Annotated in this window: 19 protein-coding genes; 6 read left to right on the plus strand and 13 right to left on the minus strand. The window is 71.5% G+C overall.

Translation table 11 applies throughout. The features are described 5' to 3' along the window. Window positions 1-43: 43 nt before the first annotated feature. Window positions 44-1,300 carry an extracellular solute-binding protein gene (locus AB0M30_RS43850; protein WP_364597479.1) on the minus strand — a complete coding sequence of 419 codons (1,257 nt, stop codon included), beginning with the start codon at window positions 1,298-1,300 and terminating at the stop codon, window positions 44-46. A gap of 128 nt (window positions 1,301-1,428) precedes the next feature. Then, window positions 1,429-2,463: a LacI family DNA-binding transcriptional regulator gene (locus AB0M30_RS43855; protein WP_364597482.1), complete on the minus strand. Its 1,035-nt coding sequence runs from the start codon at window positions 2,461-2,463 to the stop codon at window positions 1,429-1,431. 241 nt (window positions 2,464-2,704) lie between these two features. Here AB0M30_RS43855 and AB0M30_RS43860 point away from each other — a divergent pair, with 241 nt between their 5' ends. Then, window positions 2,705-4,132, plus strand: a complete 1,428-nt coding sequence (locus AB0M30_RS43860) for a M1 family metallopeptidase (protein WP_364597485.1) — start codon at window positions 2,705-2,707, stop codon at window positions 4,130-4,132. A gap of 57 nt (window positions 4,133-4,189) precedes the next feature. On the opposite strand, the gene AB0M30_RS43865 is transcribed toward AB0M30_RS43860, so the two are convergent. Next, on the minus strand, window positions 4,190-5,071 hold the full coding sequence (locus tag AB0M30_RS43865; RefSeq protein ID WP_364597488.1) for a LysR family transcriptional regulator: 882 nt from the start codon (window positions 5,069-5,071) through the stop codon (window positions 4,190-4,192). A 90-nt stretch (window positions 5,072-5,161) separates the two neighbouring features. On the opposite strand from AB0M30_RS43865, the gene AB0M30_RS43870 reads away from it, so the two are divergent. After that, a complete protein-coding gene (locus tag AB0M30_RS43870; protein ID WP_364597491.1) occupies window positions 5,162-6,004 on the plus strand; it encodes a TIGR03620 family F420-dependent LLM class oxidoreductase in 843 nt (280 codons plus the stop codon). Here AB0M30_RS43870 and AB0M30_RS43875 read toward each other — a convergent pair. After that, the gene (locus AB0M30_RS43875) at window positions 5,988-6,860 is read right to left on the minus strand and encodes an AraC family transcriptional regulator (protein WP_364597494.1); all 873 of its coding nucleotides are present in this window, start codon (window positions 6,858-6,860) and stop codon (window positions 5,988-5,990) included. The two genes, AB0M30_RS43870 and AB0M30_RS43875, sit on opposite strands and share 17 nt — an antisense overlap. An 87-nt stretch (window positions 6,861-6,947) precedes the next feature. On the opposite strand from AB0M30_RS43875, the gene AB0M30_RS43880 reads away from it, so the two are divergent. After that, window positions 6,948-7,853 (plus strand): MBL fold metallo-hydrolase, encoded by a 906-nt coding sequence (locus AB0M30_RS43880; RefSeq protein ID WP_364597496.1) that lies wholly within the window; start codon window positions 6,948-6,950, stop codon window positions 7,851-7,853. A 44-nt stretch (window positions 7,854-7,897) separates the two neighbouring features. Here the strand turns inward: AB0M30_RS43880 and AB0M30_RS43885 are convergent, their stop codons facing one another. Further along, complete coding sequence (locus tag AB0M30_RS43885) at window positions 7,898-8,473, minus strand: hypothetical protein (protein ID WP_364597498.1); 576 nt, start codon at window positions 8,471-8,473, stop codon at window positions 7,898-7,900. Between the two features lie 71 nt (window positions 8,474-8,544). Then, complete coding sequence (locus AB0M30_RS43890) at window positions 8,545-9,528, minus strand: YbhB/YbcL family Raf kinase inhibitor-like protein (protein ID WP_364597500.1); 984 nt, start codon at window positions 9,526-9,528, stop codon at window positions 8,545-8,547. 140 nt (window positions 9,529-9,668) lie between these two features. Between AB0M30_RS43890 and AB0M30_RS43895 the strand changes: the two genes are divergently transcribed. After that, complete coding sequence (locus AB0M30_RS43895; RefSeq protein WP_364597524.1) at window positions 9,669-10,343, plus strand: GntR family transcriptional regulator; 675 nt, start codon at window positions 9,669-9,671, stop codon at window positions 10,341-10,343. On the opposite strand, the gene AB0M30_RS43900 is transcribed toward AB0M30_RS43895, so the two are convergent. From AB0M30_RS43900 to AB0M30_RS43925, 6 genes are all read right to left on the minus strand, one after another. After that, window positions 10,291-11,157, minus strand: a complete 867-nt coding sequence (locus tag AB0M30_RS43900; RefSeq protein ID WP_364597503.1) for an alpha/beta hydrolase — start codon at window positions 11,155-11,157, stop codon at window positions 10,291-10,293. The two genes, AB0M30_RS43895 and AB0M30_RS43900, sit on opposite strands and share 53 nt — an antisense overlap. 26 nt (window positions 11,158-11,183) lie before the next feature. Further along, on the minus strand, window positions 11,184-12,419 hold the full coding sequence (locus AB0M30_RS43905; protein WP_364597506.1) for a beta-ketoacyl-[acyl-carrier-protein] synthase family protein: 1,236 nt from the start codon (window positions 12,417-12,419) through the stop codon (window positions 11,184-11,186). Continuing rightward, window positions 12,416-12,667 (minus strand): phosphopantetheine-binding protein, encoded by a 252-nt coding sequence (locus AB0M30_RS43910; protein ID WP_103343138.1) that lies wholly within the window; start codon window positions 12,665-12,667, stop codon window positions 12,416-12,418. The genes AB0M30_RS43905 and AB0M30_RS43910 overlap by 4 nt, the downstream gene beginning before the upstream one ends. Before the next feature lie 274 nt (window positions 12,668-12,941). Beyond that, the gene (locus AB0M30_RS43915) at window positions 12,942-13,697 is read right to left on the minus strand and encodes an SDR family oxidoreductase (RefSeq protein ID WP_364597509.1); all 756 of its coding nucleotides are present in this window, start codon (window positions 13,695-13,697) and stop codon (window positions 12,942-12,944) included. Between the two features lie 11 nt (window positions 13,698-13,708). Continuing rightward, window positions 13,709-14,701 (minus strand): LLM class flavin-dependent oxidoreductase, encoded by a 993-nt coding sequence (locus tag AB0M30_RS43920; RefSeq protein ID WP_103343137.1) that lies wholly within the window; start codon window positions 14,699-14,701, stop codon window positions 13,709-13,711. Window positions 14,702-14,712: 11 nt separating this feature from the next. Further along, window positions 14,713-16,245: a long-chain fatty acid--CoA ligase gene (locus AB0M30_RS43925; protein WP_364597512.1), complete on the minus strand. Its 1,533-nt coding sequence runs from the start codon at window positions 16,243-16,245 to the stop codon at window positions 14,713-14,715. A 116-nt stretch (window positions 16,246-16,361) separates the two neighbouring features. On the opposite strand from AB0M30_RS43925, the gene AB0M30_RS43930 reads away from it, so the two are divergent. After that, a complete protein-coding gene (locus tag AB0M30_RS43930) occupies window positions 16,362-16,979 on the plus strand; it encodes a TetR/AcrR family transcriptional regulator (protein ID WP_364597515.1) in 618 nt (205 codons plus the stop codon). 92 nt (window positions 16,980-17,071) lie between these two features. On the opposite strand, the gene AB0M30_RS43935 is transcribed toward AB0M30_RS43930, so the two are convergent. After that, window positions 17,072-17,242 (minus strand): hypothetical protein, encoded by a 171-nt coding sequence (locus AB0M30_RS43935; RefSeq protein WP_364597518.1) that lies wholly within the window; start codon window positions 17,240-17,242, stop codon window positions 17,072-17,074. A 420-nt stretch (window positions 17,243-17,662) separates the two neighbouring features. Here AB0M30_RS43935 and AB0M30_RS43940 point away from each other — a divergent pair, with 420 nt between their 5' ends. After that, window positions 17,663-18,829, plus strand: a complete 1,167-nt coding sequence (locus AB0M30_RS43940) for an MFS transporter (protein WP_364597521.1) — start codon at window positions 17,663-17,665, stop codon at window positions 18,827-18,829. Window positions 18,830-18,956 lie beyond the last annotated feature (127 nt).

An 18,956-nucleotide genomic window follows, 5' to 3' on the forward strand; every position in this document is an offset into this window, starting at 1 on the left:
CCTCTCGGCCCGCCCGGCGCCGGCGCCGGGCGGGGGCGACGAGCTAGAAGCCGTAGCCGTTCTGGGACTTGATGTCGGTGTCGATCGCCTGCACGGCCGTGTCGAGCGCCGGCTTGACTTCGGCACCGCTCATGATGTCCTTGGCCGCCTTTTCGAAGGTCGAGGAGATCACCGGGTAGCCGGGGGTGGCCGGCCGGGCGAGGGCGAACTTCTGCGACAGCACGGCGAACGGGTGCAATGGCGCGGTGTCGCCGAAGTACTTCGACGCCGCCGCGGCCGCCGTGGTGCTCGGGATGACCACCTGGCTGTCGGCGAAGGCGGTGAGGTACTTGTCCTGGAAGCTGAACTTCAGGTACGCGCGGGCGCCGTCGGTGTTCTTGCAGCCCGCGGAAATGCCCCACTGCCAGGAACCGCCGCCGATCTTCGGGCCCTTGCCGAAGTCGACCGGCGGCAGGATCAGCAGGTCGTTGCCGACAGCGTCGAGCGCGTCTTTGGCGTTCCACACGCCGGTGTAGCTGAGGGCGACCTTGTCGTCGACGAAACGCTGGTTGCCGACCGGGCCGGTGTTGTCCGCCCAGCCGTTCTTGAACGCCTGCTGGAACCAGGTGAAGAACTTGACCGCCTCAGGGGAGTTCAGCACGCCGTCGGCGGATTTCATGGTGGCGCGGTCGATCAGGTCGCCACCGGTGCTCTGCAGCATCGGCGAATACGCGTACGACCACCACTCGCCCTTGTCGGCGGCGCCCAGGTCCAGTGGCGTGGCGTAGCCGCCGGCCTTCAGCTTGGCGACGGCGGCGTCGAACTCGTCGAGCGTCCACGGCTTCTCGGCGCTCGGGATCCGGATGGCGTTCTTGTCCAGCACCGACTTCCGCGCGAAGATCGACAACGCGGCGTCCCAGTAGCCCGCCGAATAGACGGTGTCCTTGTACCGGCCGACGGTCGTGGGCAGCAGCGTCTTGATCAGGTCGTCCGGCAGCCCCAGCGGCTGCAGGTAGCCGGCCCACGCCCAGTTCGGCATCACCGGGCCGTCCATGTCCAGCAGGCAGGGCAGCTTCCGCGACGCGGCGGCCGCGGTGATCGCGTCGTTGTAGGACCCCTGCGGGAAGTTCTGCTGGACGATCTTGTACTGGTTCTGGGACGCATTGAAGTCGGAAATGATCCGCTGGTAGACCGCCAGCTCGCCGGGGTTGCCCGCCGAGTGCGTCCACATGGTGATTTCACCGGGAGCGCCGGAAGGCTCCTGGCTCGCGCGGGCGCAGCCGCCCAGCGCGAGCACCGCGGACAGGCCTGCCGCTACCATGATGGGGAGGGATTTGCGTTTCACCGTGGAATCTCTTTCTCTGTTGCGGAGCGCGACCGGCCGTCGCCTCCGTGCCGGATGGCAGCGCCAACTGCCATGTGGAATGCAGTGAGAAGGGCGGTCCGCCGTCAGCCGCCGAACGCGGCCGGCGGCGGGCCCACCGAAGCCCGGCGGATGACCGGGCACGGCATCAGGTGCGGTTGCGCCGGATCCGCCTGCCGCAGCCCGAGCGCCACCTCCATCGCCCACCGGCCCATTTCGTAGTGCGGCAGCGCGATCGTCGTCAGCGGCGGATCGAGCTCGGCGGCGACCAGCTGCTGATCGTCGTAGCCGACGATCGACAGATCGCCGGGCACCGAAAGACCCCGGTGGTGCGCGGCCGCATAGGCGCCCATCGCCATGCGGTCGTTGAAGCAGAACATCGCGGTGGGGCGGTTTTCCGTCGGCAGATCCAGCAACCGCCCGGCGGCTTTCCGGCCACCACCGGCCACCGGTTCGGCGCGGGCGTGCAGCACGGGGTCCCGCTCGATCCCCGCCTCCGCCAGCACCTGCCGATACCCCTCGTACCGCAGCGGCGACGCGACGAGCTCGAACCGCTCCTCCGCGTCCAGGAAGGCGATCCGGCGGTGCCCGGCGGCCACCAGCTCCCGCACCGCGGCCATCCCGCCCGCCCGTTCGTCCGGGACGACCGCGGCCCGGCCGCCCGCGGCCGGGGCACAGTCGAGCAGGACGGCGTCCCCGGGCAGGCCGTCCGGCACCTCGACCACGCGGTGCCACATGCTCGCGTAGATCATGGCGTCGACCTGCTGGCCGCTCAGCGCGTTGAACGCCTGCCGCTCGGCGTCGGCGTCCCCCTCGGTGTCGACCAGGACGACGAGGTTCCCTTGCGCACGGGCCACGTCGTTGGCCCCGGCCAGCATCCGCCCGGCGAACGGCGTGCTGGCGATCGTGTCCGAGATCAGGCCGACCATGCGGGTCCGCTGCGTCCGCAGGCTCCGCGCCACCGAGTTCAGCTCGTAGCCGACCTCCTCGGCCGCTTCGCGCACCCGCCGCTGGGTCTGCGGCGACACGCGTGCCGCGTCCCGCCCGCTGAGCACCATCGACACGGTCGCCGTGGACACCCCCGCACGGGCGGCCACGTCGGACATCCGGACCCGGGCCATCGCGGCACCCTCCTTCGCGGCTCCACACCGTTAATCGATTAACGGGAGGTTACGGGAGTATGCAACCCCGCCGTTCAGCCGTCAAGGGTCCGCCGGGCCGCGGCGGCAGCCGCCCGGCGGTCCTCGGCCGCACCGGAGATCCGGACGACCGTGGCTGTTTCGGGCGAGACGCCGCACCAGGCTTGATGCGCGTGGCGGACCGGACCTAGTCTTCAGCGTCGATGCCTGCCGAGGAGGACCCATGCGAGGCGCCAACCGAAGCCGTGGCCACTTGCTGGTCGTCTCCTGCGCCCTGTCCGCCGGTCTGCTGGCCGCGACGAGCCCCGCGGCCGCCGCGGCACCGGCTCCGGCGCCGCGGTACTCCCCCGGTGCGCCCGGCGCCGGCGATCCGTACTTCCCGGACATGGGCAACGGCGGCTACGACGTCGGCCACTACGACATCCGGCTGGCGTTCGACCCCGGCACCGGAGCGATCGACGCGACCACGACGATCCTCGCCACGGCCACCCAGGACCTCTCCCGCTTCGACCTGGACTTCCAGGGACCGCTGACGATCAGCAGGCTCTCGGTGAACGGCCGGAACGCCGCCTTCACCCGCAGCGGCGCCCAGGAACTGGTGATCACCCCGCCGTCCGGGCTGCGGAAGGGCAGCCCGTTCGTCGTGTCGGTGACCTACGCCGGCGTCCCGCAGAAGATCGACGACCCCGCGCTGGGCCTCTCCGGCTGGGTCGCCACCAAGGACGGCGCGGTCGCGCTCAACCAGCCGATCGGCGCGGCGACCTACTACCCGGTGAACGACACCACGAACGACAAGGCGACCTACACCCAGACCATCACCGTGCCGACCGGGCTCACCGTGCTGGCCAACGGCGAACCCGGGCCCACCACCACCCGCGATCACCGGACCACCTTCCGCTGGTCCATGAACCGGCCGATGGCCAGCGAGCTGAGCATGCTCGCGATCGGCGACTACGACGTCACCCGCGGCGTGGCGGCCGGCGGCCTGCCGGACATCACCGCGATCGGCAAGTCGATCGACACCAAACCCGGGCAGGGCAAGGTGTTCAACCAGACCACGGCGCAGATCATCCAGTGGGAATCCTCGGTGTACGGGCCGTACCCGTTCGACTCGACCGGCGGCATCATCGCCGACGTCGGCGTCGACTACGCCCTCGAAACCCAGAGCCGCCCGGTCTACGACCAGAGCACCAGCGACGTCGACGGCGACCTGCTCGCCCACGAACTCGGCCACCAGTGGTTCGGCGACAGCCTCACTCCGGTGCACTGGTCCGACATCTGGCTCAACGAAGGCTTCGCGACCTACTCGGAATGGCTCTACCAGGAGAAGTTCAACGGCGTCCCGGTGCAGCAGACCTTCGCGAAGGCCTACGCCGACGAGAAGGACTGGACCGGCGAAGTCGCCGACCCCGGACGGGACAACATCTTCAACGACCTGGTCTACAACCGCGGCGCGATGACCCTGCAGGCCTTGCGCACGAAGATCGGCGACCGCGCGTTCTTCGACGTGCTCACCCAGTGGCCGACGGCGCACCGGTACGAAAACGTCTCGACGCGGCAGTTCATCCAGTTCGTCGAGCGCCTGACCCACCGCGACCTCGGGTCGTTCTTCCGGACCTGGCTCTACCAGCCGGGCAAGCCGGCCCTCTGACCACGGCCGGGAACGCGATCGGGGCATCCGGGGGCTGAACGTCTCGTCGACTGTCCGTTATGGACGGTGTTGGACCACCTCGTCGCGGAAGGCCCCTACCGCGCACTCGGCCGCACTGCCCGCGTTCCCCGGAGCCACGACGACGCTGCCGGCGATCGTGAGCGCCGGCTCGAGCGGGATCGACCGGACCCGCGTCGAGCGGATTTCGGCGACCTGGTCGGCGGGCAGCACCGTCCAGCTCCGCGGCTCCGAGCCGACTTCGACGATCGTGTCCTGGAGCGTGCCCGTCGGGCGGCCCGCTCTCGGGGACAGACCCGCGTCGCTCAGTGCCGAGACGACGGCGTCGTGCAGCGGCGGGTCGTGCTTGCGGGCGGGGACGCGCAATGTGTCGCCGGCCAAGTCGGCGAGGCCGACGTCCGCGCGGTCGGCGGCCGGGTGGTGCCGGGACACCACCGCGTACAAGCGTTCGTTCCAGGCCGGCAGCACCGTGAGGCCGGGCACGGCTCGGACGCCGCGAGTCAGCGCCAGGTCGAGTTCACCCTGCCGGAGCGCGTTGAGCCGGGCTTCGACCGGCAGGTCGACCAGCACCACGTCGAACTCCGGCGCCCGCGCGCGGAGTGCGTCGATACCGCGTTCGAGGCGGGCGGTCATGCCCGCGGCGGTGCCGATGCGCACCGTCGTCATGACCTGCTGCGCCGCGATCTGCACCTGACCGGCCGCGGCGAGCGTGCTGCGCGCCGCGTCGAGCACCCGCCTCCCGGCCGCGGTGAGCCGGACCCGCCGGGGTGACCGGTCGAGCAGCCGGACGCCGAGTTCCCGCTCCAGCCGGGCGATCTGCTGGCTGACGGCGGGCTGGGCGATGTGCAGCCGCTCGGCGGCCCGGCCGAAGTGCAGTTCGTCGGCGACGGTGACGAAGTACCGCAGCGCCCGCAACTCCATGATGCCCACCTCCGACGATAAGGCGAGCTTATCGCAGCCCGTGCGGGTTGCCCCTGGTTCGCGTCGCCGGCCGGTGCTGAAGTCGTGCTCATGACAATCGAACTGGGCCGGCTCGGCGCTTACCTGACCGCGGCCGAGGCGACCGCGGCGCAGGCCGTCGCGCTGGAAGAAGCCGGCTACGGCGCGGTCTGGCTGGCCGCGTCGCCGGCCGCCGATCTCCTCGCGGCGGAGCGGCTGCTCGACGCCACCAGCCGGATCGTGGTGGGCACCAGCGTGCTGAACGTGTGGCAGGCCGACGCGGACGAGGTCGCGACCTCCTACCACCGGATCGCGCGGAAACACGCCGATCGGCTCCTCCTCGGCATCGGCGCCGGCCACCGGGAGATCAACGCCGGGTACGCCTCGCCGGTGGCGAAGGTCGCGAGCTACCTGGACACCCTGCACGCGGCCGGTGTCCCCGCCGGCCGCGTGCTGCTGGCCGCGCTCGGGCCCCGGATGCTCCGGCTGGCGGCCGACCGCGCCGCGGGCACGCTCACGCTCCAGGTGACGCCCGAGCACACCCGGCGGGCGCGGGAGGTCCTCGGCCCGGACAGGCTGGTGATCCCCGGCCACGGCGTGCTGCTGGACAACGACGTCGAACGGGCTCGCGAGACCGGCCGGGCCGCCGTGCGCCCCATGCTGGGGATCGCCAACTACGCCGGCAACCTCCGGCGGATCGGCTACACCGGCGAGGACCTCACCGAGCCCTTCAGTGACCGGTTGATCGACGCGCTCGTCCTGCACGGCGACGAGGAGGCCATCGTGGCCGGCATCCGCGCGGAGCTGGCGGCGGGAGCGGACCACGTCGGCCTGCACGCGGCGGGCGAAGACCCGATCGGCGTCCTGCGCTCGATCGGGAAACGGGCGGCCGGTGCCGTCATCGACCGGTCCTGAACCCGCCCGGTGCCACCCCGAACCGGCGCTTGAACGCGTGCGAGAACGCGAACGGTGAGGCGTAACCGACCTTGGCGGCGATCGACGGCAACGGCAGATCCGTGTCCTGGAGCAGGCGCGCCGCCGTCGTGAGCCGCCACCACGTCAGGTACGCCATGGGCGGCTGTCCCGTCAGCGCCGTGAACCGGCGGGCCAGGGTCGCCCGGGAAAGGCCGACCCGGGCGGCCAGGTCCTCGATCCGCCACGGCGCTTCGGGGTGCTCGTGCAGCGCTTCCAGCGCGGCGCCGATTTCGGGGTCCCGCAGCGCCTGCGGCCACCCCGTGCCCGGGTGGTCGTCCAGCCAAGCGCGGATCAGGTAGACCAGCAGCAGGTCGAGCAGGCCGGTGAGGACGGTGGCCGAGCCCGGCCGCCGGTCGCTCACCTCGCCGCCGAGCAGGTCGATGGCCGCGCGCAGGTCGAGGTGCCGCCCGACTTCGGCGGGCAGGTGCACGACCTCCGGCAGGCTCGCGAGCAAGGGGTGGCGCCGCGCGTGGGACAGCCGGTACTTGCCGCACAGGAACTCGGTGCGGCCCGCCGGCTCGGCCACGGCCGCTTCGAACGGCACCGCGCCGGTCGCGTCCGGCGTCGAGGACAGGGTGTGCGCACCGCCGTGCGGGACCAGGACGACGTCGCCGGGGCCGAGCGCCACCGGCTTCCCGCCGTCCGGGAGCAGCCAGCCGCTGCCGCGCAGCAGCACGTGGAAGCCCGCGCCCTCGTACGGCGCGAAGCGGTAGCACCACTCCGAACCGGCCCGGAGGCGGTTCGACACGGGCTGCCCGACCCGCACCGCGGCGATCGCGGCACTCAGCACGTCCACCCGGTCATCGTAGCTCTGAGACGGTCAAGCATCATGATGAGCGATTGAAGCATCGAAACGCTCACCCGCGTGTCCTAGCGTGGAATCATGCACATCGGCGAAGTCGAAGTCCTGCGCGTCATCGAATGGCAAGGCGAGATCGCCCCGGTGCGGTCCGTCATCCCCGGCAGCCCGCCCCGGCTGTGGACGGACAACGCCGCCTGGCTCGCGCCCGACCACTGGAACCCGGAGACCGGCGGCTACCGCGGCGCCGTGCAGACCTGGGTGCTCCGCAGCGAAGGCCGGGTGATCCTGGTCGACACCGGCGTCGGCAACGACCGGCACCGGCCGCAGATCCCGCTCTTCGACCACCTGGCGACGCCCTTCCTCGACCGGCTGGCGGCGGCCGGCGTCCGGCCGGAGGACGTCGACATCGTCGTCAACACGCACATCCACTACGACCACGTCGGCTGGAACACCGAACTCCGCAACGGCGAATGGGTGCCGGCGTTCCCCCGCGCCACCTACCTGATCCCCCGCGCCGACCAGGTGTACTTCGACCCGGACAACGCCCATCGCCGCCCCGCTCCCCGCACCGGCCACGAGCAGCTGCGCCGCGAAGGCAGCCTGCTGGTCTACGCCGACAGCGTCGCTCCCGTGCTGGGCCGGGCCGTGCTGTGGGAAGGCAGCCACCGCATCGACCGGAACCTGACCCTGGAAGCCGCACCCGGCCACACCCCGGGCTCATCGGTCCTGCGCGTGTCGTCGGGCGGCGATCGGGCGGTGTTCGTCGGGGACCTGCTGCACAGCCCGGTCCAGATCCTGGCGCCGGAACACAGCAGCTGCTTCTGCGAAGACCCGCACCAGGCCGCCACCACCCGGCACGCAATCCTCGAACGCGCCGCAGACTCCGGCGAACTTGTCGTCCCGGCCCACTTCGGCGGCCCGGGCGCAGCCGAAGTCCGCCGCGACGGCAGCCGGTTCGCGATCCGCCGCTGGAGTGCCGCCGCGTAGGCCTGCCCACTTCGGCGAGCATCACCCGCTTCGACGGCCGCCGGTCACGCGGGTGACGACACCGCCTCCGAGTCTTCCGGCACCGGGGCCGGGCTCTCCTCTTCCGCCTCGGTGCCGAACCGGTCGCGCACCTCGTCGACCACGACGGCGATCTGGCCCAGCTGGGCCAGCACCGCCCGGTAGGTCGCCCGGATGGCCGCGGCTTCCTCTTCCGCGCGGGAGAGGATCAGTTGCGCTTCCCGCTGGGCGGCGCGCTCGGTCTCCACACTGGCGGCCTCCGCCTCGGCGACCGCCTTCTCCGCGGCCGCCCGCAGTTCGTCGCCCTCCTTGCGGGCCTGTTCCTTGATCTCCGCGGCCTCGGCCTTCGCGACCTGGAGGATCTTCTCGATCCGCCGGCCCAGGCCGGCCGGGTCGTCCGGTTCCGGGGCGCGGGGCGCGGGCACCTGAGCCTTGGCCAGCCGGCGCTCCGCGAGCCGCCGCGCTTTCTCGTGGCGGTCCACGCGCTTCTCCGCGACCCGCACGTACTCGTCCACCTGCCGGCGGTCGTAGCCGCGCAGGACGATCGGGAAGCGGACGTCGGACTCGGGCAGCGTCTCGGGTTCGGAAACCGTCTTCTCCATTCCCTCAGTTTCGGCAAGATCGCGACGGCCAGCAATTCGAAATCCGGCGGAGAATCAGCCGAAAGTGACGTTTAACGGCCTCGACGGCGGACGGTGCGTTCGAGGATTCCCAGCGTGGCCTTGAGGGCGGACTCGGGCACGATCGGGAAGACGTTGCGCCGCTTCCACCCTTCGTCGATCTGTGACCAGTCGTAGTAGGACGTGACCAGGGTGCCGCCCTCGGCCGGTTCGAGGCGGTAGCCGTAGATGTGCCGGACGTGGGGCCCGCGCCCGGCTTCCACGGTCCACGCGATTTCCTCGTCCGGGACGAGCGTGGTGATGACCACCTCGACCTGGTATTTGCCCAGGGGGAAGTCTCCCAGGGCTTCGCGGTCCATGTGCACCCGGAACCGGTCACCGGACCGCGCCACGCGGTCTCCTTCGGCGTCCATGAGCATTCCCGACGCGTCGATGTCGACGTGCCCCTTCGGATCGGTCAGCACCGCGAAAACGGCGCCGGCCGGGGCGGGAATCAGCCGGGAAGCCTCGAGGCGTTCGGCCGCCGGCGTTTCCGCCGTCGCGACGAGGACCGCGCGGCCGAGCGTGTGCGACGCCATGGTGAAGCCGAGGTAGGCCGGAGTGGCGTCGGCGGGGACGCCGATGGTCTCGACGTCGAGGGCGTGCACCACGACGAAGTAGCGGTGCGGGCCGTGGCCGGCCGGCGGCGCGGCGCCGAGGAACCGGGCCGTGCGGGCGTCGTTGGGCAGCTGGAACGCCCCCGGCGGCAGGCCGGATCCGGTGTCGTCGCCGGCGCCCTCGGGAAGTTCGGTGACGGTGGCGGGGATGTCGGCGACCGCCCAGTGCCAGAACCCGGACCCGGTGGGAGCGTCGGGGTCGTAGACGGTGACGGCGAAGCTCTTGGTGCCGAGCGGGGCGCCGCTCCACGACAGCTGCGGGGACGTGTCCTGCCCGGACAGCTGCCCGGGCGGCAGGACATCGCCGTCGGTGATGGTGGTGCTGGTGACGGTGAAGGACGCCGCCTCGGGCAGGCGGGCGAAGGGATCGTTGACGCTCAAAGCGTTCCTCTCGGATCGTGCCGCGGGGCGGAGGGCCGCCGCCAGATCGACGATAGCGATAATAATCGATTATTGCCACGATCGTCTATGCTAAAGCGGTGACTCGGACCACTCCCCCAGCCGACCCGGCGTCGCCGCGGATGCTCTCCGAACGCGTCTACGCCCACATCCGGGCCGCGATCATGCGCGGCGACCACGCCCCCGGTGCGCCGCTCAAACCCCAGGACCTCGCCCAGGAGCAGGGCGTCAGCCTGGCGGTGGTGCGGGAGGCGCTCGTGCGCGTGGTCGGCGACGGGCTCGCCGACCGGCTGCCCAACCGTGGCTTCGCCGTCCCGGCCCTCTCCCACCGCCGCGGGCAGGAGATCGCCGAAGCCCGCCGGACCATCGAACCGATGGTGCTGCGCCTGTCCGTCGAACGCGGCGACGTCGGCTGGGAGGCCGACGTGCGGGCCGCCCACCACCGGCTGGCCCGCACCCCGGCGTTCGTCCCCGAGGAGGGCGAGTACTACAGCGAGGCGTGGTCGGAAGCCCACCGCGTCTTCCACCGCACGCTGCTGGCGGGCTGCGGAAACCCGGTCCTGCTGGAGACGTTCGACCGGCTGTGGGCCGCGAGCGAACTGGCGCGCCGCTGGTCGGCGCACCACGGCCCCGGCCGGGAGCACCTCGCCGAGCACCGCCGGCTCGAGGAGGCGGCGCTGGCCCGCGACGCGGACGCCGCGGCCGAGGAGCTGACCCGGCACCTCACCCTCACCGCGGACGCGCTCACGCAGGCGGAGGCACCACGTACGGGGCAGCGTCCCAAGACTGGTCGGTGAAGAAGCGGAGGGTCAGGTCGGCGACGTCGGCCGCGCGTTCCAGGACGACCCAGTGGTCGGAGTCCTTGATGGCGGCGAAGCGGCTGCCCCGGATGGTGGCCGCGAAATCGCGTTGCCGGTCCGGGACGGTGATGGAGTCGTGCTCCCCGGTGAACACCAGGGCCGGCACCCCGGACAGGCCGCCATCGAAGGATGGGCTGCTGATCAGTGACCGCTGCAGGTACGCCAGCACGTCGGGCACCTGGACGGCGACGTGCTGCATCGAGCGCTTGACGTAGCGGTACACCAGGGACCGGCGGGGGATGTGGCGATCCTCGTCGAGGCACAGCTGCATCCCCGCGGCCACCGCGGCGAAGTTCTCGGTGTCGCCCCGCTCCAGGTGACCGGCCGCCAGCCGCAACGACTCCCGCTGGGCGTCGCTGGTGTGCGAAACCACGCCGCCGAGCATCAGCCGTGCGATGCGGCCTGGGTTGCGCTGGGCGCAGCCGAAGGCCAGTTCCGCGCCGTAGGAGTAGCCGAACAGGTTGACCTTCGGCGCGCCGAGGTCGTCGAGGATCCGGTCGACCGCGGCGCCCGCGAACTCCGTCCCGGCCCCGGGCGGCAGGGAATCGGACTCACCCACACCGGGCAGGTCCGCCGTCACGAAATCCGCCACCGGGGCGATCCGGTCCTCCACGTGCGGCCAGCCCCGGCTGCCCTGGAACCCGCCCCCGAGCACGATCACCGGTTCCGTCCGGGGGCCGGAATGCCGGAGGAGCCGGTAGCTGAACCGGGTTCCGCCGAGCGTCAGCGGGCGGACCACTTCCTCGCGCATGATCTCCTTCTGCTCCGCGACCGGGCTCAGCAGCTCTTCGTGAGGACGAGGGCGGCGTTGTGACCACCGAAGCCCATCGACGTCTTGACCGCGCACTCGAACGCGGCGGGCCGGGCTTCCTTCGCGACGACGTCGACCGGGATCCGGATGTCCCGCGTCCGGAAGTTGCCCGTGGGCGGCACCAGCTGCCGCTCGAGGGCCAGCACGGTGAGCGCGGTTTCGATGCCGCCGGCCGCGCCGAGCGCGTGCCCGGTCATCGCCTTGGTCGAGGTCACCAGCGGCCGGTCGCCGAGCACCCGGTGCAGCACGGTGGCCTCGATCAGGTCGTTCATCACGGTGGACGTGCCGTGGGCGTTGACGTGGCCCACGTCGGCCGCCGCCACGCCCGCGTCGGCCAGTGCGGTCCGCAGCGCCCGCTCGATCCCCGCGCCTTCGGGATCCGGCGCCACGGCGGCGTACGCGTCGCTGGACGCGCCGTAACCCGCGATGCCCGCCCGGATCCGCGCGCCGCGCGCCGCGGCGTGCTCGGGCCGCTCCAGCACGACGAGACCGGCGCCCTCCCCCACCACGAACCCGTCGCGGTCGGCGTCGAACGGGCGGCACGCCGTCGCCGGATCGTCCCGGCGGGTGGACACCGCCCGCATCTGGCAGGCACTGGCGATCAGCAACCGGGAGCACACGGATTCGGCGCCGCCGGCGATGACGATGTCGCACGCGCCGCCGCGCAGCAGCTGCAGCGCGGTCCCGATCGCGACCGTGCCCGACGAACACGCGGTGGAGACGCTCAGGCTCGGTCCCCGGGCGCCGAGGTCCATGCACACGCTGCTGGCGGCGCTGTTCACCGTGGTCATCGGCGCGAGTTTCGGCGAGACCCGCCGGGCGCCCTTCTCCGCGAGGACGGCGCTTTGCCGGTCGTAGAACGGCAGGCCGCCGTGGGCGGAGCCGATGACGACCGCGACCCGGTCCGTTTCCCACACCGAGGTGTCGAGCCCGGCGTCGGCCACCGCCTCCCGGGCCGCGATCACGGCGAGCTGGGAAAACCGGTCCATCATCCGCAGGGCCGGCACGCCCAGCACGTTCTCGGTGTCGAGATCGTCGATGGTGTACAGGAAATCGCAGGACAGGCCCTGCAGTTCCGCCCGGTGGCGGACGCCGGTGGGGGCGCCGGACCGGGTCACCCCCTGCCAAGCGGCGCCGGCACCGACGCCCGCCGCGGTGACCAGGCCCAGCCCGGTGACCGCCGCAGCCGGACGCGGCGTCACCGGGCCGTCTTCTCGTCGACCACCGTCGCCAGCTGCCCCACGGTCTCCCGGGAGGTCAGCTCGACGTCTTCGAGGTCGATGTCCAGGCGTTCCTCGAGCAGGACGCGCAATTCCTCCAGGGCGAGAGAATCCATCCCCAGGTCGTGCAACGACGCTTCGATCCGCACGGCCTCCGGCTCGATGCCGAAGTTGCGGTGCAGAAGCGTGGTGATCTCTTCGGTGACGGTCACTCTGCTGTCGACTCCCATGTCCGTTTCCGCGCGACCGCCGATTCGCGGTGGCTCAAGGGCCCTGGCCCGTGCCGCCGTGGAGGTGCCCCGTGGCCAGGGCAGCGTTCTACGCCGCGCGGGAGCAGAAATTACTGCCGGGCCGGTCCGGCTTTCCACCTCCTGACACCATCGAGTGACCTCCGCAGGCCGCTGACCGCGCGTCATTGACTCGTTCGTGGCGGCCCGGACCGGAAGATCGGGAAAATACGCGAGGCCCGGCCGGTTCCTCGCGGACCGGCCGGGCCTCGGGAGTTCACACCAGGGACGCGGTCAGCCCGCCGTCGAGGACGTAGTGGCTGCCGGTGATCCAGCTCGCCCGGTCCGACGCCAGGAACGCCGTCACCTCCGCGATGTCCCGCGGGGTGCCGAGCCGGCCCTGCTTGGCCGCCACCAGATCACCGAACGGGACCTGCGTGGCCGCTTCGAAGTCCGGGACCAGCCGCTCGACCATGGCCGTGTCCGCGAAGCCCGGGCAGACCGCGTTGACCCGCACCCCCGCCGGCCGCATCTCGACCGCCGCGACCCGGGTCAGCTGGATGACCGCGGCCTTCGTCGCGCAATACGATCCGAGGAGGGGGCTGCCGCCGAGGCCCGCGATCGACGCGATGTTGACGATGTTCCCCTTCGACTCGACCAGGTGCGGGATCGCCGCCTTCATCGTCACGAACGTGCCGCGCACGTTGACCGCGAAGATCTTGTCGAAGCTCTCCGTCGGCTGCTGCAGCAGCGGGGACGACACCTCGATGCCCGCGTTGTTGACCAGGACGTCGAGGCCGCCGAGGAGGCCCACCGCCTCCTGGATCGCCGACTGGACCTGGGCTTCGTCGGTGACGTCGCAGTTGGCGACGCCCGCGGCGCCGATCTCCCCGGCCGCCTGTTTGGCCGCGTCGGCGTTCACGTCGCTGATCACCACCCGGGCGCCGCGTTCGGTGCACAGCGCCGCGGTCGCCTTGCCGATGCCGGCCCCGGAGCCGGTGACGAAGACGCGCTTTCCTTCGAGTTCGGACATGCTGGTCCCTTTCACATCGCGTCGATCTTGGGGAGGATCTCTTCCTTGAGCCGCTTCATGTCATCGAGCGTCTTCGCCACCGGGACGTCCTGGAAGGGCGGCCACAGGAACGGCATCGTCAGCCCGGCTTCCCGGTAGCGCTTGAGCTGGTCGGTGATCTGCGCCTGCGAACCCACGAGCAGGTTGGTGCCCTTGCCCAGCGGGCTCTGGTCCATGTCCTGGTCGGTGATGACGAACCAGATCATGCTGGCGATCTCGAGGTCGTCGACCGACCGCGGGGTGTCGAGGGCTTCGAGCTCGCGCTGGATCCCGGCGCGCCACCGCGCGATGTCCTCGGGCGAGTCCTGGATGCCGATCCAGCCGGACAGGCCGTACTTCGCGATCCGGCTCGCCGAGCGCTTCGCGTCCTTGAGCCCGCTGAAGAAGATCGGCGGGTGCGGCTTCTGCACCGGTTTCGCGCCGAACCCGCTGCGCTGGAAGTCGGCGAACTCGCCGTGGTACTCGAACAGGTCGTTGGTCCAGATGCCCTGCATGATCTCCAGGGTTTCCCGGACGTGCTTGTGCCGCTTCGGGAAGATGTGCGACGCGCTCGCGGCGGCGAACTCCTCGGGCATCCAGCCGGAGCCGACGGCCACGTTGAGCCGGCCGCCGGAAAGGTGGTCGATGGTGGCCAGCTCGGCGGCGAGGACACCGGGCGAACGGTAGGGCGTGTCGATGATGCTCATCCCGATCCGCACCTTCGACGTCTTCGCCGCGAGCCACGGGATGAGCGGCATGCCCTGCAGGAACTCGCCGCGCGAGCTCACCGGCAGGCCCTTCGGGAAGCCCTCGATCATGCCGAAGGCGTACTGCATCTCCTGGGTGTCCGACGTCTCCGGGACGATGATCCGGTCGAGCGTCCAGACGGAGTCGAAGTCGAGGTCCTCGGCGAGCGCGGTGAGGTCTTCGAGCTCCCGCACGGTCACCTTGTCCCGGAAGTTCGGCAGGTAGAGCGCGAGTTTCATGGTGTTCCCTTTCAACCGGCGGTGAGGGTGGTGCGGATCTCGGCCTTCAGCACCTTGCCGACGGTCGAGCGGGGCAGGTCCGGCCAGATCTCGATCTGTTTCGGGGCTTTCACGCTGCCGATGCGCTCCTTGACGAACGCGATCAGCTCGGCGGGCTCCAGCCGGGTCCCGGGCCGGAGCTGGACGACGGCGGTGACGCGCTCGCCCCACTTGTCGTCGGGCAGGCCGACCACGGCGCAGTCGCGGACCGCGTCGTGGGCCAGCACCGCCTGTTCGACCTCGGCGGAGTAGACGTTGAAGCCGCCGGTGATGACCATGTCCTTGGCGCGGTCGACGATGTGGAGGAAGCCTTCGCCGTCGAGGAACCCGATGTCGCCGGTGTGGTGCCAGCCGTGGGCCGAGGCCGCCGCGGTGGCTTCCGGATCGCGGTAGTAGCCGGCCATCACCAGCGAGCCGCGCACGCAGATCTCGCCGCGTTCGCCCTGCGGGACGGCCTTTCCGTCGCCGTCGAGGATCGCCACCGTGACCAGCGGCGACGGGCGGCCCGCCGACGTCAGGCGTCCGGTGTGGACACCGCCGTCGGGACGCCGGTGCTCGGCGGGTGACATCGTCGAGATCATCATCGGGGCCTCGGACTGGCCGAAGAGCTGGGCCATCGGGCCGATGCGGCCGAGGGCTTCGGCCAGCCGGGTCGCCGACATCGGCGCCGCGCCGTACCAGAAGCACCGCAGCGACGAAAGGTCCGTGGTGTCCAGGGCTTCGTGGCCGAGCACCAGGTAGATCAGCGTCGGCGGCAGGAACGTGTGGGTGACGCGGTGGCGCTCGATCAGCTCCAGGAACCGGCCGACGTCGGGCTTCGCCATGATCACGACCTCGCCGCCGCGGGCCAGCACCGGGAAGCACAGGACGCCGGCCGCGTGCGTCAGCGGCGCCAGGGCCAGGTAGACCGGGCGGCCCTCGAAGGGGTAGCTCATCAGCGTGATCGCCGACATCGCCTCGAGGTTGCGGTCGGTGAGCATGACGCCCTTGGGTCGCCCGGTCGTGCCGCCCGTCCCGACCAGGGCGACGACGTCGTCCGGTGGGGCGGCCACCGCGGCGGGGTCGTCTTTCGCCCGGTCGAGCCACTCCCCGAAGCCGGGCGCGAGGTCGTCGCCGTCGCCGAGGCGGACGAGCGTGGTCAGCTTCGGCAGCCGCGGCGCGATCCGGGCCACCAGGTCGTCGAAGGCCGGCTGGAAGATGAGCGTGCCGCAGTCGAACAGGTCGAGCAGCTCGGCGTTTTCCGCGGCCGCGTTGCGCGGGTTGACCGGGCACCAGACCGCGCCGGCACGGGCGATGCCGAAGACGCAGGTGAACGCGGTGGGGTCGTTGGCCGAGAGGATGCCGACCTTGTCCCCCGGCGCGACGCCCGAGCGCCGCAACGCGCGGGCGACGGCCTCGGCGAGCTCGACGACCTCCCCGTAAGACCGGGAGACCCCGTCGAGGGTCAAGCAGGGCGCCCCGGGGTCCAGGGAGGCGCCTTTCTCCAGGTAGAAGAACAGAGACATCGTCGTCCCTCCCGACTTCGCCGGCGGCTGGTGACGACCATGACCGCCGTTTGGACGAATGTCAAGATTTTCTTGGACGATTGGTCAGAAGACGGCCGGATGGTATCTTCGGGTCCGTGACCAGCGCACCCGCCGTGAGGCGCCGGACCCCAGCCGACAAGTTCGAGGACCGCCGCCGGGAACTGGCCGACGCGGCGCTCCTGGCGCTGGCCGACCTCGGCTACGCCCGCACCAGCCTGCGCACGATCGCGGAGCACACGAAGTTCTCCCACGGGCTGCTGCACTACTACTTCGCCGACAAGGTCGAGCTGATCACCTACTGCGTACGCCGCTACAAGGCGGCGTGCGTCCAACGCTACGAAGGCGGCGTCGGCGAAGCGGCCACCCCGGAGGAACTGGCGGCCGCGTGCGCCGACGGCCTCGCCACCGCGCTCGGCGAAGCGCCCCTGATGCACCGCATGTGGTACGACCTGCGCACCCAGTCCCTGTTCGAGACCGCGTTCCGCGACGACGTCGCCGAGATCGACGACAGCCTGCGGGACATGATCTGGCGCAACGTGAGCGCCTACGCCGACCTCGCGGGCACCCGGCCGACCTGTTCGCCGTCAGACGCCTACGCGTTGTTCGACGGGCTGTTCCAGCAGGCGCTGCTGCGGCACCTCACGGGCGAGGAAGCGGCCCTCGACGAGCTGCGGCGCGGCGTGCGCGAGCTGTTCCCCCGCCTGGCCGGCTGACCGCGACGGCCCTCAGCGTCCCGGACGCTCGACTGTGGACCTTCGCCGGCCGGGGCGAGCCAGAGGTCGTCGGGCGCGCAGGGGCCGCCCATCTACGTCGGTACCAGCCCGGATCGACCGCGTCGCTGCTCACTGTTCGTCACCACCTTGGCCGCGTCCCTCCGCCCGAGGCGGTTCACCCGGCCGGCGAGGTCCCGGGTCTGCTCCACATCGGACAGATCCGCGACGACGGCCTCGACACCCCGGTCCTGGAGCTCCCGCACGGCGTCGAGGCGTGGCGCGTCACATACGTGGACGACGACGTCCTGTCCGTCGCCGAGCAGGACCCGGGCCGCCGCCAGGCCGAAGCGGTCCTCGTTCGAGGTCCGCGGCCTCCGGGCGGTGGTTCTCGACAGTAGCGAAACAGGGCATCCCCGGCCTCCCACTGCGCCGGCCGAGCGGGTCCCGCCCCGCAACGGGACTCCGCACACCACGGAAGGTGACCGAACCGACGGGCGTCTTCGGCAGACGAGGCGCTCGGCCGTGCCGATGCACGCCCATCCGCAGGCCCATCGGACCGGACATATCCGTTGAGAGATAACGAAGTTCGTTCATCCGTCAGGTGACGGATGTCTGGATTGCGCCCACCACGAAACATTGTTGCACGGAGTATGACGCTCCGGCCTCGACGCCGAGGAGGAGCGATGTCGCGTGCTACCACCACCGTCTCCACTCTGGTCATCTTCGTTCTCGCACTGAACCTGCGGCCGGCCGTGACCAGCCTGGGCGCCGCGCTACCGGACATCTCCGTCGCCGGTGGCCTCGTCGCCGCGGTGCTCGTCGCCCTGCCCCTGTGGGCGATCGGCCTCGGCGGCTGGGCGACGCCGTGGCTGTGCAGCCGGGTGGGGACCCACCGGACCGTCACCGTGGCGCTCATCGGGCTGGTGCTGTCGCTGGCCGGACGGGTCCTCGGGGGCTCGGTGGAACTCCTGGTCGGGACGGCGCTGGCGTGCCTGTCCATCGCCGTGCTCGGGACCATGCTGCCGTTGCTGGCCCAGGGGTCCGCCGCCTTCACCTTCGGGCTCGGGGTGGGCAGCACGGCCGGTGCGCTGGTCACGCCGACGGCGATCATGACGTCGTCGTGGCGGGTCGCCCTCGGCGTGTGGGCGACCACGGCGCTGCTGGCCCAGCAGGTGTGGCAGCGCACGCCCGGCGAGTTCGTGTCGCCGCGGACGGCCCCGGGGACGGTGCGGGCCTCGGCCCTGACCATCCACTTCGGACTCATTTCGACGGTGACGTTCCTGGTCATGGGCTGGCTACCCGGCATCCTGCGCAGCGCCGGCGTCCCTTCGACGACGGCCGGTGCGTGCCTTGCGTTGTCGATGGCCATGGGGTTGCCGATGATGTGGCTGGTGCCGGGCTGGACGCGCCGCTGGCGCAACCAGACCGCGCTCGTCGTCATCCTGGCCACGCCCAACGTGATCGGGGTGACCGGCCTGCTCCTCGCCCCCGCGGCCGCACCGTGGGTGTGGGCCGCGGCCACCGGTACGGGCATGGGGGCGCTCGCGTTCGTCCTGACGACCATCTCGTTGCGCAGCAAGAACAGCTCGGTGGCGTTGTCCGCCGTGGTCCAGGGCGTGGGGTACGTCATCGCCGGGTTCGGCGTGCTGCTCTGCGGCTGGCTGCACACGGGCACGGGCGGCTGGCGGATCCCGCTGATGCTGGTTCTGGCGGTCCTGCTCGGCCAGATGGTCAGCGGGCACATCGCGGTGTTCCGCCGGGCCCCCGCTCCGGCTCCGGCGCCCGCCTCGGCGACCACCCCGCCGTTCGCCGTGCATCCCCAGGACGACGCTCCGGAAGTCGCCGCTTGATCCGCCGTCGCCGGTGTCGCGAATGACTCATTCGGGACGCGTCCGGTCCGGTGCGCCCCGACCTGCTCGAGCCCGCCCGATCGCTGGTGGCGCGGCGAGTACCGGCACTGGCCGGCCGCGTCGCCAC

Origin of the sequence: Amycolatopsis sp. NPDC051716 (assembly GCF_040681595.1) — a bacterium.
In the GTDB taxonomy this organism is placed as follows: domain Bacteria; phylum Actinomycetota; class Actinomycetes; order Mycobacteriales; family Pseudonocardiaceae; genus Amycolatopsis.